11 protein-coding genes are annotated in these 14,608 nt (G+C 71.3%); 4 read left to right on the top strand and 7 right to left on the bottom strand.

Annotated features, from left to right (window positions below; genetic code table 11):
• Positions 1-368: 368 nt before the first annotated feature.
• The gene (locus IE136_RS20375) at positions 369-1,658 is read right to left on the bottom strand and encodes a citrate synthase (protein WP_158987494.1); all 1,290 of its coding nucleotides are present in this window, start codon (positions 1,656-1,658) and stop codon (positions 369-371) included.
• Between the two features lie 179 nt (positions 1,659-1,837).
• Positions 1,838-4,120, bottom strand: coding sequence for an SF1B family DNA helicase RecD2 (recD2, locus tag IE136_RS20370; protein WP_229818978.1), 2,283 nt, complete (start codon positions 4,118-4,120; stop codon positions 1,838-1,840).
• Positions 4,121-4,242: 122 nt separating this feature from the next.
• Between recD2 and IE136_RS20365 the strand changes: the two genes are divergently transcribed.
• On the top strand, positions 4,243-4,707 hold the full coding sequence (locus tag IE136_RS20365) for a DUF937 domain-containing protein (RefSeq protein ID WP_158987496.1): 465 nt from the start codon (positions 4,243-4,245) through the stop codon (positions 4,705-4,707).
• A gap of 56 nt (positions 4,708-4,763) precedes the next feature.
• On the opposite strand, the gene IE136_RS20360 is transcribed toward IE136_RS20365, so the two are convergent.
• Genes IE136_RS20360 through IE136_RS20350 form a run of 3 tightly spaced genes read right to left on the bottom strand, consistent with a single transcriptional unit; the run spans position 4,764 to position 7,881 of the window.
• Positions 4,764-5,570, bottom strand: coding sequence for a sugar phosphate isomerase/epimerase family protein (locus IE136_RS20360; protein ID WP_229818977.1), 807 nt, complete (start codon positions 5,568-5,570; stop codon positions 4,764-4,766).
• Positions 5,567-6,733: a dihydrodipicolinate synthase family protein gene (locus tag IE136_RS20355; RefSeq protein WP_158987498.1), complete on the bottom strand. Its 1,167-nt coding sequence runs from the start codon at positions 6,731-6,733 to the stop codon at positions 5,567-5,569. Before IE136_RS20355 ends, IE136_RS20360 begins: the two co-directional genes overlap by 4 nt.
• Complete coding sequence (locus IE136_RS20350) at positions 6,730-7,881, bottom strand: Gfo/Idh/MocA family protein (RefSeq protein WP_158987500.1); 1,152 nt, start codon at positions 7,879-7,881, stop codon at positions 6,730-6,732. Before IE136_RS20350 ends, IE136_RS20355 begins: the two co-directional genes overlap by 4 nt.
• A 128-nt stretch (positions 7,882-8,009) precedes the next feature.
• Between IE136_RS20350 and IE136_RS20345 the strand changes: the two genes are divergently transcribed.
• The gene (locus IE136_RS20345) at positions 8,010-9,065 is read left to right on the top strand and encodes a LacI family DNA-binding transcriptional regulator (protein ID WP_189601033.1); all 1,056 of its coding nucleotides are present in this window, start codon (positions 8,010-8,012) and stop codon (positions 9,063-9,065) included.
• A gap of 29 nt (positions 9,066-9,094) precedes the next feature.
• On the opposite strand, the gene IE136_RS20340 is transcribed toward IE136_RS20345, so the two are convergent.
• Positions 9,095-10,075, bottom strand: a complete 981-nt coding sequence (locus IE136_RS20340) for an EamA family transporter (protein ID WP_229818976.1) — start codon at positions 10,073-10,075, stop codon at positions 9,095-9,097.
• A gap of 106 nt (positions 10,076-10,181) precedes the next feature.
• Between IE136_RS20340 and IE136_RS20335 the strand changes: the two genes are divergently transcribed.
• Together IE136_RS20335 and IE136_RS20330 are read left to right on the top strand one after the other, a co-directional pair.
• Positions 10,182-11,093, top strand: coding sequence for a LysR family transcriptional regulator (locus tag IE136_RS20335; protein ID WP_189601032.1), 912 nt, complete (start codon positions 10,182-10,184; stop codon positions 11,091-11,093).
• A gap of 126 nt (positions 11,094-11,219) precedes the next feature.
• Complete coding sequence (locus IE136_RS20330) at positions 11,220-13,055, top strand: glycoside hydrolase family 3 protein (protein WP_189601031.1); 1,836 nt, start codon at positions 11,220-11,222, stop codon at positions 13,053-13,055.
• A 65-nt stretch (positions 13,056-13,120) separates the two neighbouring features.
• On the opposite strand, the gene IE136_RS20325 is transcribed toward IE136_RS20330, so the two are convergent.
• Positions 13,121-14,587 (bottom strand): serine protease, encoded by a 1,467-nt coding sequence (locus IE136_RS20325; RefSeq protein ID WP_189601030.1) that lies wholly within the window; start codon positions 14,585-14,587, stop codon positions 13,121-13,123.
• Positions 14,588-14,608: the final 21 nt, after the last annotated feature.

Raw genomic sequence — 14,608 nt, 5'->3', positions numbered from 1 at the left:
TATTTGGGGGTAACCATTCGGGCCGTTCGCGAGTCTAAGTGGGCGATGCCAAGAACGTCTTGGGGGACGTTCACGGGATGTCTTGGGGGACGTCCCAGGCAAGCGTTGGCCGGGGCACGTGCACCGGGGAGCTTTGAGCGGCCCTCCCGTACGTACGTACCCCGGCAGACCGCGTAGCCCACTGAGCTTCTGCTGACACGGCAGACGCCCGGCCCGGATCCCGTGGGGGGAATCCGCACCGGGGATATGGGAAGCGCCCCGCTCGCCGACCCGTGGGGGGATCGGAAGCGGGGCGCTTTTCGTTGGGCTCAGCGGTCCCGGGCGGCCCGGGCCGCACCGCGGCGGCACGCGCCGCGATGCGCCGAGGTTCAGCGGCTCTCGACGGGGACGAAGTCGCGCAGGACCTCGCCGGTGTAGATCTGGCGCGGGCGGCCGATGCGGGAACCCGGCTCCTTGATCATCTCGTGCCACTGGGCGATCCAGCCCGGGAGGCGGCCGAGCGCGAAGAGCACGGTGAACATCTCGGTCGGGAAGCCCATCGCGCGGTAGATCAGACCCGTGTAGAAGTCCACGTTCGGGTACAGGTTGCGCGAGACGAAGTAGTCGTCGGAGAGGGCGTGCTCCTCCAGCTTGAGCGCGATGTCCAGCAGCTCGTCGGACTTGCCGAGGGCCGAGAGGACGTCGTGCGCCGCAGCCTTGATGATCTTGGCGCGGGGGTCGAAGGACTTGTACACCCGGTGGCCGAAGCCCATCAGGCGGACGCCGTCCTCCTTGTTCTTCACCTTGCTGATGAAGGAGTCGACGTCGCCGCCGTTGGCCTGGATGCCCTCCAGCATCTCCAGGACCGACTGGTTGGCGCCACCGTGCAGGGGGCCCCACAGGGCCGAGATGCCGGCGGAGATCGAGGCGAACATGTTCGCCTGCGAGGAGCCGACCAGACGCACGGTGGACGTCGAACAGTTCTGCTCGTGGTCCGCGTGCAGGATCAGCAGCTTGTCGAGCGCGGAGACCACGACCGGGTCGAGCTCGTACTCCTGCGCCGGGACCGAGAAGGTCATGCGCAGGAAGTTCTCGACGTACCCGAGGTCGTTGCGCGGGTAGACGAAGGGGTGACCGATCGACTTCTTGTAGGCGTACGCCGCGATCGTCGGCAGCTTGGCGAGCAGCCGGATCGTGGAGAGGTGACGCTGCTTCTCGTCGAACGGGTTGTGGCTGTCCTGGTAGAACGTGGACAGCGCGGAGACCACCGAGGAGAGCATCGCCATCGGGTGGGCGTCACGCGGGAAGCCGTCGAAGAAGCGCTTGACGTCCTCGTGCAGCAGCGTGTGCTGGGTGATCTCGTTCTTGAAGGTGGACAGCTCGTCGACCTTCGGAAGCTCACCGTTGATCAGCAGGTACGCCACCTCGAGGAAGGTGGAGCGCTCGGCCAGCTGCTCGATGGGGTAACCGCGGTACCGCAGAATGCCCTGCTCGCCGTCCAGGTAGGTGATGGCGGATTTATAGGCGGCGGTGTTGCCGTATCCGCTGTCCAGGGTGACCAGACCGGTCTGGGCTCGGAGCTTCCCGATGTCGAAGCCCTTGTCGCCGACGGTGCTCTCGACCACCGGGTAGGTGTATTCACCGTCCGCGTACCGCAGTACTACAGAGTTGTCGCTCACGTCATCCCTCACCGACGTAGTGCCTCTTCTTCGAGGTGCCCTGACTGTCTCTACCATCCCCCATTTGGCTCAGGAGAGTGCACTCGGGGTCGACCATTGGGCCATGTGGCGGCACTCAGTGCCGCCAACCTGCTCATCTTGCCCCCTTCGCCCCGCTTCCGGAAGTCCGGGGTGCTCTTTCACACGCCCGAGTGCCCGCCGACTCCCGCGAGCCGATGGGCCAGCGCGGTGAACCGTCTGCCCGCCGAGACCGTACGGACGGCCTGGGCGATCGCCTTGCGGGAGCCGACCAGGACCACCAGCTTCCGGGCCCGGGTGACGGCCGTGTAGAGCAGGTTCCGCTGGAGCATCATCCAGGCGCTGTTGGTGACCGGGATCACCACTGCCGGGTACTCGCTGCCCTGCGAGCGGTGGATGGTCACCGCGTAGGCATGGGCCAGTTCGTCCAGCTCGTCGAAGTCGTACGGCACCTCCTCGTCCTCGTCGGTCCGTACGGTCAGCCGCTGCTCGACGGTGTCCAGCGAGGTCACGACGCCGACCGTGCCGTTGAAGACGCCGTTGGCGCCCTTCTCGTAGTTGTTCCGGATCTGGGTCACCTTGTCGCCGACACGGAAGACCCGGCCGCCGAACCGCTTCTCCGGGACGTCGGGGCGGGCCGGGGTGACGGCCTGCTGGAGGAGCCCGTTGAGCGCGCCGGCGCCCGCCGGGCCCCGGTGCATGGGCGCCAGGACCTGAACATCCCGGCGCGGATCGAGACCGAACTTGGCGGGAATCCGTCGCGCCGCGACCTCGACGGTGACCCGCGCCGCGTCCTCGGTCTCGTCCTCCGCGAAGAGGAAGAAGTCCGGCAGACCTGTGGTGACGGGTGCGAGACCGGCGTTGATCCGGTGGGCGTTGGTGACCACCCCCGACTGCTGCGCCTGCCGGAAGATCCGGGTCAGCCGGACGGCCGGCACCGGGCTGTCCGGAGCCAGCAGGTCGCCGAGCACCTCCCCGGCCCCCACCGAGGGCAGCTGGTCCACGTCCCCGACCAGGAGCAGGTGGGCACCCGGTGCCACGGCCTTCACCAGCTTGTTGGCGAGCAGCAGGTCGAGCATGGACGCCTCGTCCACCACGACCAGGTCGGCCTCCAGGGGGCGGTCCCGGTCGTACGCCGCGTCCCCGCCCGGCTTGAGCTCCAGGAGGCGGTGGACGGTGGAGGCCTCGGCTCCCGTCAGTTCCGCCAGCCGTTTCGCGGCCCGGCCGGTGGGCGCGGCGAGGACCACCTTGGCCTTCTTGGCCCGGGCCAGCTCCACGATCGAGCGGACCGTGAACGACTTCCCGCAGCCGGGCCCGCCGGTCAGCACGGCGACCTTGCGGGTCAGCGCCAGCCGCACGGCCTCCTCCTGCTCGGGCGCGAGCGATGCCCCCGTCCGGTCGGCGAGCCATGCCAGGGCCTTGTCCCAGGCGACGTCCCGGAAGGCCGGCATCCGGTCCTCCTCCGTGCGCAGGAGGCGGGTGAGCTGGGCGGCGAGGGAAAGCTCGGCGCGGTGGAACGGGATCAGATAGACGGCCGTGACCGGCTGCCCCTCGGGACCGGGGACACGCTCCCGTACGACGCCCTCGGGATCCTCGGCGAGCGCGGCGAGGCACTCGATGACCAGGCCCGTGTCGACCTGCAGCAGCTTGACCGCGTCGGCGATCAGCCGTTCCTCGGGCAGGAAGCAGTGCCCCTGGTCGGTGGACTGCGAGAGGGCGTACTGGAGTCCGGCCTTGACCCGGTCCGGGCTGTCGTGCGGGATGCCGACGGCCTGAGCGATCTTGTCGGCCGTGAGGAAGCCGATGCCCCAGACGTCGGCGGCCAGCCGGTAGGGCTGGTTGCGCACGACGGAGATCGAGGCGTCGCCGTACTTCTTGTAGATCCGCACCGCGATGGAGGTGGAGACGCCGACGCCCTGGAGGAAGACCATCACCTCCTTGATCGCCTTCTGCTCCTCCCAGGCCGCTCCGATCAGCCGGGTCCGCTTCGGCCCGAGCCCGGGGACCTCGACGAGCCGCTCGGGCGCCTGCTCGATGACGTCGAGGGTGTCGGTGCCGAAGTGCTCGACGATCCGCTCGGCGATCTTCGGGCCGATGCCCTTGATGAGGCCCGAGCCGAGGTAGCGGCGTATGCCCTGGATGGTGGCGGGCAGGACGGTCGTGTAGTTCTCGACCGTGAACTGCTTGCCGTACTGCGGGTGGGAGCCCCAGCGCCCCTCCATGCGCAGCGACTCACCGGGCTGCGCCCCGAGCAACGAGCCGACGACGGTGAGCAGATCCCCGGCGCCCCGGCCGGTGTCGACCCGGGCCACCGTGTAGCCGGTCTCCTCGTTGGCATACGTGATCCGCTCGAGGACACCTTCGACGACTGCCTGGCGCGGTGCCTGTGCCGCTGCCGGAGCCGGTGCCTGCGCCCGCCCCTGTGCCTGACCCTGGTTGGACATGCACCGAAGGTAGCGAAGGGGTCGGACAGCGGGGCGGGCCCTGTGGAAAGCGCCGCGGGCTCAAGGCCGAACCGGCTTCGCCCGACATGCCGGGGCTCGGCCGGGACCGTAGCGTTTCCGGCATGAGTGACGAATCTTCGTTTCAGCAGGACGTGCTGCGTGAACTCGGCGACGACAGGCTTCGGGAGATCGCCGGGGTGCTCGGCACGGACGCGGCCAGGGCTCAGGAGGTCGTCGGGAGTTCGGCGGACGCGCTGTCGGGTGAGTTGCGGCGGGCGGCGGCCGAACCCGCGAGCGCCGACGAGGTGCGCCAGGCCGTCGACGAGGTGACGACCTCCGAGCCTCCCCTCCAGGGCGTGGCCGCGTTCGGAGGGCTGGTGGGCGGCGGGCTCATGGCCGGAGTTCTCCGGAAGCTGGCGCGGCCGGCGGCGGACGTCGTCGCCAAGAAGACGGGGCTGCCGCCGGCCGCGGTGAGCCGGGCGGTCGAGACGCTGGTGCCGGTGGTCCTGGCGGTACTCACGAAGCGGGCGACCACCGAGAAGGGCGGCGGCCTCGGTGACGTCCTCGGCGGAGGCGCGAAGAAGTAGGACGGGCCACGGCACCCGCACGCGCGCCCCGGCCCCTCACTGCCTTCGCCTCCCCCTCACACCGCCAGATACCGCGCCAGCGTCTCCTCCAGTACCTCCGCGCCCTCCCTCCCCCACAGCTCGTCGTTGAACAGCTCCACCTCGATCGGGCCCGTGTACCCGGCTCCGTCCACCAGGTCGCACCACCCCCGCAGGTCGATCACCCCGTCGCCCAATTGGCCCCGTCCGTTGAGGACGCCGGCCGGCAGAGGGGTGGTCCAGTCGGCCAGTTGGAAGGTGTGGATGCGGCCGGCCGCGCCCGCCCGGGCCACCGCCGCCGGGGCTCGGTCGTCCCACCAGATGTGGTAGGTGTCGACGGTCACGCCGACCTGCTCCGCCGGGAAGTGTCCGGCGATCTCCAGAGCCTGGTCCAGGGTGGAGACCGCACAGCGGTCCGAGGCGTACATCGGGTGCAGCGGTTCGATCGCCAGCCGTACGTCCCGCTCCCCCGCGTACGGCGCGAGCTCGGCGATCGACTCGGTGATCCGGGCTCGGGCGGCCGCCAGGTCGCGGCTGCCCGGGGCGAGGCCGCCTGAGACCAGGACGAGGGTGTCGGTGCCGAGCGCCGCCGCCTCGTCGATCGCGGCGCGGTTGTCGTCCAGCGAGGACGCGGTGGTGAAGAAACCGCCCCGGCACAGGGTGGTGACGGTCAGCCCGGCGTCGCGGACGAGCTTGGCCGTGGCCTCGAGCCCGTACGCCTGGACCGGCTCGCGCCACAGGCCGATGCCGGGGACGCCGAGCCGTGCGCACTGCTCCACCAGCTCCGGCAGGGACAGCTGCTTCACCGTCATCTGGTTGACGCTGAAGCGGGAGAGGGGGTTCACCGGGGGACTCCGTACACCGTGAGCAGGGACCGCATCCGGGACTCCGCGAGCTCCGGGTCGGGGAACAGGCCGAGGCCGTCGGCCAGTTCGTACGCCCGCGCCAGGTGCGGCAGCGAGCGCGCCGACTGCAGACCGCCGGCCATCGCGAAGTGGTCCTGGTGGCCCGCCAGCCAGGCGAGCAGGACGACACCCGTCTTGTAGAAGCGCGTCGGGGGCTGGAAGAGGTGGCGGGAGAGCTCCACCGTCGGGTCGAGGATCTTGCGGAACCCCTCGGTGTCGCCGGTGTCCAGCTTCCGGACCGCCCGTGCCGCCAGCGGACCCAGCGGGTCGAATATGCCGAGCAGGGCATGGCTGAAGCGTCCTCCCGCCGCCGGCTCCTCCCCCGCGATCAGCTCCGGATAGTTGAAGTCGTCACCCGTGTAGCAGCGCACGCCCTCGGGGAGGCGGCGGCGCAGGTCGATCTCGCGCTGGGCGTCCAGCAGCGAGACCTTGATGCCGTCGACCTTGTCCGGGTGGGCCGCGATGACCTCCAGGAAGGTGTCGGTCGCGGTGTCGAGGTCGGCGGAGCCCCAGTAGCCCTCCAGCGCCGGGTCGAACATCGGGCCCAGCCAGTGCAGGATCACCGGCTCGGACGCCTGGCGCAGGAGATGGGTGTACGTGTCGAGATAGTCGTCAGGGCTTTTGGCGGCGGCCGCGAGGGCGCGGGACGCCATGAGGATGGCCTGGGAGCCGGTCTCCTCGACGAGGGCGAGCTGCTCCTCGTACGCCTGGCGGACCGTCTTCAGGTCGGCCGGGCCCGGGAGTTGGTCGGTGCCGACGCCGCAGGCGATCCGGCCGCCGACGGCCTTGGCCTCGGCCGCCGAGCGGCGGATCAGTTCGGCCGCTCCGGCCCAGTCCAGGCCCATCCCGCGCTGCGCGGTGTCCATGGCCTCCGCGACGCCGAGGCCGTGCGACCAGAGGTGGCGACGGAAGGCGAGGGTCGCGTCCCAGTCGACGGCGGCGGGCGAGTCGGGGGTGGTGTCGGCGTACGGGTCGGCGACCACGTGGGCGGCGGAGAAGACCGTACGGGAAGTCAGAGCGGTGCTCTCGGAGGGCTCGGGGTCCGGTGCGGGGCGCGGGGTGTACTCCCGTACCCCTCCCCCGGCGTTCGGCAGGCGGATCACAGCGCGATCTCCGGGACCTCCAGGCGGCGGCCCTCGGCCGAGGACCGCAGCCCCAGCTCGGCCAGCTGCACACCGCGCGCGCCCGCGAGCAGGTCCCAGTGGTACGGCTCGTCCAGCACGACGTGCCGGAGGAAGAGCTCCCACTGCGCCTTGAAGCCGTTGTCGAACTCGGCGTTGTCCGGCACCTCCTGCCACTGGTCGCGGAAGGACTCGGCGACCGGGATGTCCGGGTTCCAGACGGGCTTCGGGGTGGCCGAGCGGTGCTGGACGCGGCAGCCGCGCAGGCCGGCGACGGCCGAGCCGTGGGTGCCGTCGACCTGGAACTCGACCAGTTCTTCGCGGTGGACGCGGACCGCCCAGGAGGAGTTGATCTGGGCGACGATTCCGCCCTCCAGCTGGAAGATGCCGTACGCGGCGTCGTCGGCGGTGGCTCCGTAGGGCTTGCCCTGCTCGTCCCAGCGCTGGGGGATGTGGGTGGCGACCTGGGCGGTGACGCCGGTGACCCGGCCGAAGAGCTCGTGGAGGACGTACTCCCAGTGCGGGAACATGTCGACGACGATGCCGCCGCCGTCCTCGGCGCGGTAGTTCCAGCTGGGGCGCTGGGCGTCCTGCCAGTCGCCCTCGAAGACCCAGTAGCCGAACTCCCCGCGCACGGAGAGGATCTGGCCGAAGAAGCCACCGTCGATGAGGCGCTTCAGCTTCAGCAGGCCCGGCAGGAAGATCTTGTCCTGGACGACGCCGTGCTTGATGCCGGCGGCCTCGGCGAGGCGGGCCAGCTCCAGGGCGCCTTCGAGGTCGGTGGCGGTGGGCTTCTCGGTGTAGACGTGCTTGCCGGCGGCGACGGCCTTCTTGATCGCCTCCACGCGGGCGGAGGTGACCTGGGCGTCGAAGTAGAGGTCGATCGTCTCGTCGGCGAGGACGGCGTCGAGGTCGGTGGACCACTCGGTGAGGCCGTGGCGCTCGGCGAGGGCGCGCAGGGCGTGCTCGCGGCGGCCGACGAGGACGGGCTCGGGCCAGAGGGTCTCGCCGTTGCCGAGGTCGAGGCCGCCCTGTTCGCGCAGGGCGAGGATCGAGCGGACGAGGTGCTGGCGGTATCCCATCCGTCCGGTGACGCCGTTCATGGCGATGCGGACTGTCCTGCGTGTCACGAAGTTCCCTCCATGGGCGATGCGCGCCTCCGGCCGAGATGACAGAAAGCGCTTTCTACTGGGAATGACGCTAGCCTGCCGACAACACCCCGGACAAGGGGGCGGCCCGACTCTCCCGGAGGTACGCGATGACAGTCACGCTGGCGGATGTGGCCGCGCGGGCCCGGGTCTCCCCGGCGACGGTCTCGCGCGTCCTGAACGGCAACTACCCCGTCGCCGCGTCGACGCGGGAGCGGGTGCTGCGGGCGGTCGACGAGCTGGACTACGTGCTGAACGGGCCCGCGAGCTCGCTCGCCGCGGCCACCTCCGACCTGGTCGGCATCCTCGTCAACGACATCGCCGACCCCTTCTTCGGGATCATGGCGGGGGCGGCGCAGAGCGCGATAGGTGAAGGTGCGTCGGGGCGGGCGGGCGGCGAGAAACTGGCCGTGGTCTGCAACACGGGTGGCTCGCCCGAGCGCGAGCTGACCTATCTCACGCTGCTGCAGCGCCAGCGGGCGGCCGCGGTGATCCTCACCGGCGGGTCGCTGGAGGACGAGGAGCACATGGCGGCGGTCGCCTCCAAGCTCACGAAGCTGGCGGACGCGGGCACCCGGGTCGTGTTGTGTGGACGGCCTCCGGTACCGGGGGACGCGAGCGTCGCGGCACTCACCTTCGACAACCGGTCCGGGGCGCGGCGGCTCACCGAGCACCTGCTGTCGCTCGGGCACCGGCGGATCGGTTACGCGGCGGGGCCCGCGGACCGGACGACGACTCGGCACCGGCTGGAGGGACACCGGGAGGCGATGGCGGCGGCTGGTCTGGCCGACGGTCAGGAGACGCTGACGGTGCACGGCGCGTACGACCGGGGAGCGGGGTACGACGCGACGCTCGAACTGCTGCGCAGGGAGCCGTCCCTGACGGCGATCGTGGCGGCGAACGACACGGTCGCGCTGGGCGCGTGCGCGGCGCTGCGGGACCGGGGGCTGAGCATTCCGGGGGACGTGTCGGTGGCGGGCTTCGACGACCTGCCGTTCTCGGTCGACGCGGTCCCCGCCCTGACGACGGTACGCCTCCCCCTCCACGAGGCGGGCGCCCGCGCGGGCCGCCTGGCGATGGCGACGGAGGAGGCCCCGCCCGGGGGCGTGACGACGATCCCGGCGGAGCTGATGGTCAGGGACTCGACGGCGCCTCCACGGAGCTGAGCCCGCGACCGCTACCGCAGGAAGCGACGTCACACGGAGGGCCGCCCAGGACGCGGCACCACCGGCGGGACCTGGGCCTCCCGGGCCGGGTGGGCGTCGGGACCGGCACGGTACGCCGTCGCCCGGCCGTCCGCTCGCCCGCCCGCCCGTCTCCCGCCGCCCGGCGTCAGGGAGGTCAGCGCAACGCCCCCGACCAGCAGCGCCGCCGCGCACCAGCGCAGCGGGCTGACGGTCTCGTTCAGGAACAGGGCCGCCGAGGACATCCCGAAGACGGGGACCAGGAGGGAGAAGGGGGCGACGGAGGAGGCGGGGTAGCGGCGCAGGAGCAGGCCCCAGGCGCCGAAGCCGAAGACGGTCGTGATCCACGCGACGTAGACGATGACGCCCACGCCGGTCCAGTCGAGCCCCCGCAGCGCGGCCAGGTCCCGCTCCGGCCCCTCCAGGACGAACGACAGGGCGAGCAGCGGCAGTACGGGGACGGTGCTGACCCACACCATGAAGTTGAGGGCGTCGGGCGGGGATGCCTTGCGGGTCAGGACGTTGGAGACGCCCCAGCAGGCCGCTGCCGCGACGCAGAGCACGAAGCCGGCGAGCGGGCCCGAAGCGCCTTCGTCGGCCGCCGCGACGGCGATGCCCGCGAGCGCCACCGCCATGCCGGCGATCTTCACCCTCCCCGGCCGTTCCCCGAGCGCGACGAAGGCGAACAGGGCCGTGAAGACGGCCTGGACCTGGAGGATCAGGGAGGAGAGCCCGGCCGGTGCTCCCAGGTCCATGCCGGTGAAGAGCAGGCCGAACTTGGCGACGCCGAGGACGAGACCGACGGCCAGGATCCACTTCCAGGCCACCGTGGGACGGCCGACGAGGAAGACGGCGGGGAGGGCGGCGACGAGGAAGCGGAGGGCGGAGAAGAGCAGGGGCGGGAAGTGGTCGAGGCCGATCTCGATGACGACGAAGTTGACTCCCCAGACCGCGGCGACGAGCGCGGCGAGGGCGATGTGGGCGGGGCGCATGCGAGCGAGCATCTCGCCCCGGACCGTGTAGCACCAGCACGGATTCCTTCATGGTTGGATGAAGCAATGCTTCATCCAACCTCTTCGCCCCCTTGAGGAGTGCTCCGTGCTCGACCTCGGGCGCCTGCGGGCCCTCCACGCCGTCGCCGTCCACGGGACCGTGGGCGCGGCGGCCGCCGCGCTCGGCTACACCCCGTCCGCCGTCTCCCAGCAGATCGCCAAGCTGGAGCGGGAGACCCGCACGACGCTGCTCGAACGCCGGGGGCGCGGAGTCCGGCTCACCGACGAGGCACACCAACTCGCGGCGACGGCAGAGAAGTTGCTGTCCCTCGTCGAGGAGGCGGAGGTGCGCCTGGAGGAGCGGCGCGGGCTGCCCGCCGGACGTCTGGCGATCGGCTGCTTCGCGAGCGCGGCGCGCGGGCTCATGCCCCGGGTGCTGGCCGAACTGGCCCGGCGTCACCCCTCCCTCGACGCCCGGCTCACCGAGGTGGACCCGCACGTCTCGATCGAGCTGGTCTCGCGCGGCGTGATCGACCTGGCCGTCGCGCACGACTGGGACATCGCACCGATGGCGACCCCACCGGGCGTGGAGCAGGCGGTCATCGGCGACGACCTGTGCGACATCCTCGTCCCGCGCGATCACCCGCTGTCGGGACGGGAGTCGGTACGGCGGGAGGAGCTGGCGGACGAGCGGTGGATCTCGCAGCCGCCGGGCACGGTGTGCCACGACTGGCTGATACGGACCCTCCGGGCGACCGGGTACGAGCCGCGCATCGTCCATCAGGCGGAGGAGAACCCCACGCAGGTCGCCCTGGTCGCGGCCGGTCTCGGTATCGCGCTCGTGCCGCGCCTGGGCCGGGGGCCGCTGCCGCCCGAGGTGACACCCGTCCGTCTGGACCCAGTGCCGATGCGCCGGCTGCGCGCCCTGTGGCGCACGGGAGCGGCCCGGCGTCCCTCGATCACGGGGACCGTCCGCACGCTCCAGGAGCTCTGGCCCTCGGTGTCCGCGGCCGGCTGACGCCCCGTCCGCCTCCGCCCGGCGCGCCGCGGATCCTGCCCAGATGCTTGACCTGGCAGTTACTTTCGGGCTATCCGTGGCACCTTGGAAGTTTCCTTCAACCCCGCACGGCCGGAAGGAGCATCAGTGCACCACCGCGCCACCTCCAGACGCACCCTCCTCACCGTCACCGCCGCCGCAGCCGCGGCGGCGGTCACCGGCGTCAGCACACCCGCTCGCGCCCTCAGCGACGACGACGCCGCACCCGCGGCCCGCGACGAGAAGCTCCGTCGGCTCATCGCCGGCATGTCCCTGGAAGAGAAGGTCGGCCAGCTCTTCGTCATGCGGGTGTACGGCCACTCCGCGACCGCCCCCGACCAGGCCGACATCGACGCCAACCTCAAGGAGATCGGCGTCCGCACGGCCGCCGAGCTCGTCGAGCGCTACCACGTCGGCGGGATCATCTACTTCGCCTGGGCGCACAACACCCGTGACCCGCGGCAGATCGCCGAGCTCTCCAACGGCATCCAGCGGGCCGGTCTCGCCCAGCCGACCCCCCTTCCCCTGCTCATCTCCACCGACCAGGAACACGGCATCGTCTGCCGGGTCGGCAAGCCCGCCACCCTCGTCCCGGGCGCCATGGCGCTCGGCGCGGGCGGCTCGCACGCCGACACCCGTAAGGCCGCGCAGATCGCGGGCGCCGAACTGGCCGCCGTCGGCATCCGGCAGAACTACGCGCCGGTCGCCGACGTCAACGTCAACCCCGCCAATCCCGTCATCGGCGTCCGCTCCTTCGGTTCGGACCCGCAGGCCGTCGCCGCCCTCGTCGCGGCGCAGGTCAAGGGCTACCAGGGCGCCGGGGTCGCCGCCACGTCCAAGCACTTCCCCGGACACGGAGACACCGCCGTCGACAGCCACTACGGCCTGCCGACCATCACCCACACCCGTGCGCAGTGGGCAGAGCTGGACGCCCCGCCGTTCCGGTCGGCCATCGCCGCCGGCATCGACTCGATCATGACCGCGCACATCGTCGTCCCCGCGCTCGACCCGAGCGAGGACCCGGCGACCCTCTCCCGCCCCATCCTGACCGGCATCCTGCGCGAGCAACTCGGTTACGACGGTGTGGTGGTGACCGACTCGCTCGGCATGGAGGGGGTACGGACGAAGTACGGCGACGAGCGTGTGCCCGTCCTCGCGCTCAAGGCCGGCGTCGACCAGCTGCTCAACCCGCCGAAGCTCGACATCGCCTGGAACGCCGTCCTCAGAGCGGTCGAGGACGGTGAGCTCACCGAGGCCCGGCTCGACGCGTCGATCCTGCGGATCCTGCGCCTCAAGACGAAGCTGGGGCTGTTCAGGGAGCCGTACGTGAGCGTCTCCGACGTGAACCGTACGGTCGGCGGCGCCGCGCATCTGGCCCACGCCGACCGGATCGCCGAGGCGACCACGACGCTGCTCCTCAACGAGGGCGGACTGCTCCCCCTGTCCCGCCGCAGTCACGGTGACGTCCTCGTGGTGGGCGCCGACCCCGCCTCACCCTCCGGCACGACGGGGCCGCCGACCACGACCCTCGCCACGGCCTTCACCGAACTGGGCTTCACCGCGACGGCGTTGTCCACCGGGGTCACCCCGACGGCGGCGAAGATCGAGCAGGCGGTGGCCGCCGCGGCCGGCAAGGACGTCGTCGTCGTCGGCACCTACAACGTCTCGGCGACCAGCCCGCAACGCACGCTCGTCGCGCGGCTGGTGGCGACCGGGGTGCCCGTGGTCACGGTCGCGATCCGCAACCCGTACGACATCGCCCACCTGAGCGGGCAGCGGGCGACCGTCGCCGCGTACTCCTGGACCGACGTCGAACTCCGGGCCGCGGTCCGGGTGATCGCGGGCGCGGCACGGCCCAAGGGCCGGCTGCCCGTCCCCGTGCAGCGGGCGGACGACCCGGCGCGGGTGCTGTACCCCGTCGGCCACGGCCTGTCGTACGCCTGACCCGACCACGGGCGGGGGGCTGTGCCCGCCGGCCTTCACGGCCGGCGGGCACAGCCCCCGCCAGGTCACGGACGGACGCCGTGCTCCCGGCTCAGCTCGTCGTCGGCCGCCTTGTCGAGGCGGGCGTCGAAGCGGGCCAGCGGCTGCGCGGCCGCCGCCTTCGGGGCGTCGACCCCGGCCCAGGCGAGGATGCGCGCCGTGGCCTTGGCGCGCTCGGCCTCGACGAGACCGGCGACCTGGGCGCCGTGGTTGGCGCCGGGGGCCGTGTAGACGTAGCTGTCACGGGCGCCCTTGCCGAGGCGGAACGGCTCGGCACCCCACGGGTCGTTGCCGCCGTACACGAACAGCATCTGGTGCGCGTTCTTGCGGACCCAGTCGTCCACGTCCCGCATGACCCATGGCTTGAACGTCGTCGGGATCTCGCGCGGTACGAAGTTCCGGGCGGGCTGGTAGCCGTACCGGGTCAGGCCGTCCAGGTGCGGCAGCTTGATGCTGGGCGAGCCGAGCTCGGTCGCCGCCTGGTAGTAGTACGGCGTGTACGGATCCAGGCCCTGGTCGGTGTAGAAGGACCAGCCGGAGTAGGCGTCGATGGTCTCGTAGACCTCGTCGTCGCTCGCGGTCTTCGCGTCCGGGACGGAGCCGCAGACGTCCTCGCCGTAGTACTGCCAGAAGCCCCAGACGAAGTCGAGGACGACGGCCTCGTATGCCTTGTCGAGGGAGCCGACGGTGTTGAAGGTGGCGCCCTCGGAGGCGGCCCACTCCTTGTACTTCTTCTGCAGCGGCTCGCGGCGGATCAGCGCCTCGCGCTGCAGCGCGTTCAGCCGGTCGCGGCACTCCTTGGTCCCGACGGTCTCGAAGAACCGGTCGTAGGCCGAGTCCTCCTTGTTGACCACGTCGTTGGGGGCCACGTAGGCGACGACGCCGTCCATGTCACGCGGGTAGAAGCGCTCGTAGTACGTCGCCGTCATGCCGCCCTTGGAGGCTCCGGTGGAGATCCAGTTCTTGCCGTAGACCTTCTTGAGGGCGGTGAAGATGCGGTGCTGGTCGCTGGCGGCCTGCCAGATGTCCAGCTTGGCCCAGTCGGCGGGCTGCGGCCGGGACGGCGTGAAGTACCGGTACTCCATGGAGACCTGGTTGCCGTCGATGATCCGGGTGGGCTCACGGCGGCTGGGGTTCGTGCTCAGCCCGTAGCCGCTGGTGTGGAAGACGGTCGGACGGTCGGTGTCCTTGTGGAGGACGGAGAGCCGCTGCTTGAACGTGCCCGCCCAGGGGCGGCGGTGGTCGACCGGCTGGGTGTACTCGAGAACGAAGAAGCGGTAACCGGCGTACGGCTTCTCCTCGATCAGGCTCATCCCGGGGATCGCCAGGATGCGGTCCTTGATGTCGGTGCTGTCTGCGGTGACGGACGTACGGTCGACAGACGTACCGCCGAACGTGCCGGTGGCCGGCTCCGCGGCGGTAGCCGCGCCGGACGCACCGACGGTGCCTATGAGCACCGTGAGCGACGCCAGCCATCTCAGCGACTTGCGCATTGACCCTCCCCTTGATTCACA

The sequence above is a fragment of the Streptomyces lateritius genome, assembly GCF_014649715.1.
GTDB classification, from domain to species: domain Bacteria; phylum Actinomycetota; class Actinomycetes; order Streptomycetales; family Streptomycetaceae; genus Streptomyces; species Streptomyces lateritius.
The sequence above is the reverse complement of the archived record's forward strand: the minus strand, read 5'-3'. Positions and strand labels throughout refer to the sequence as shown.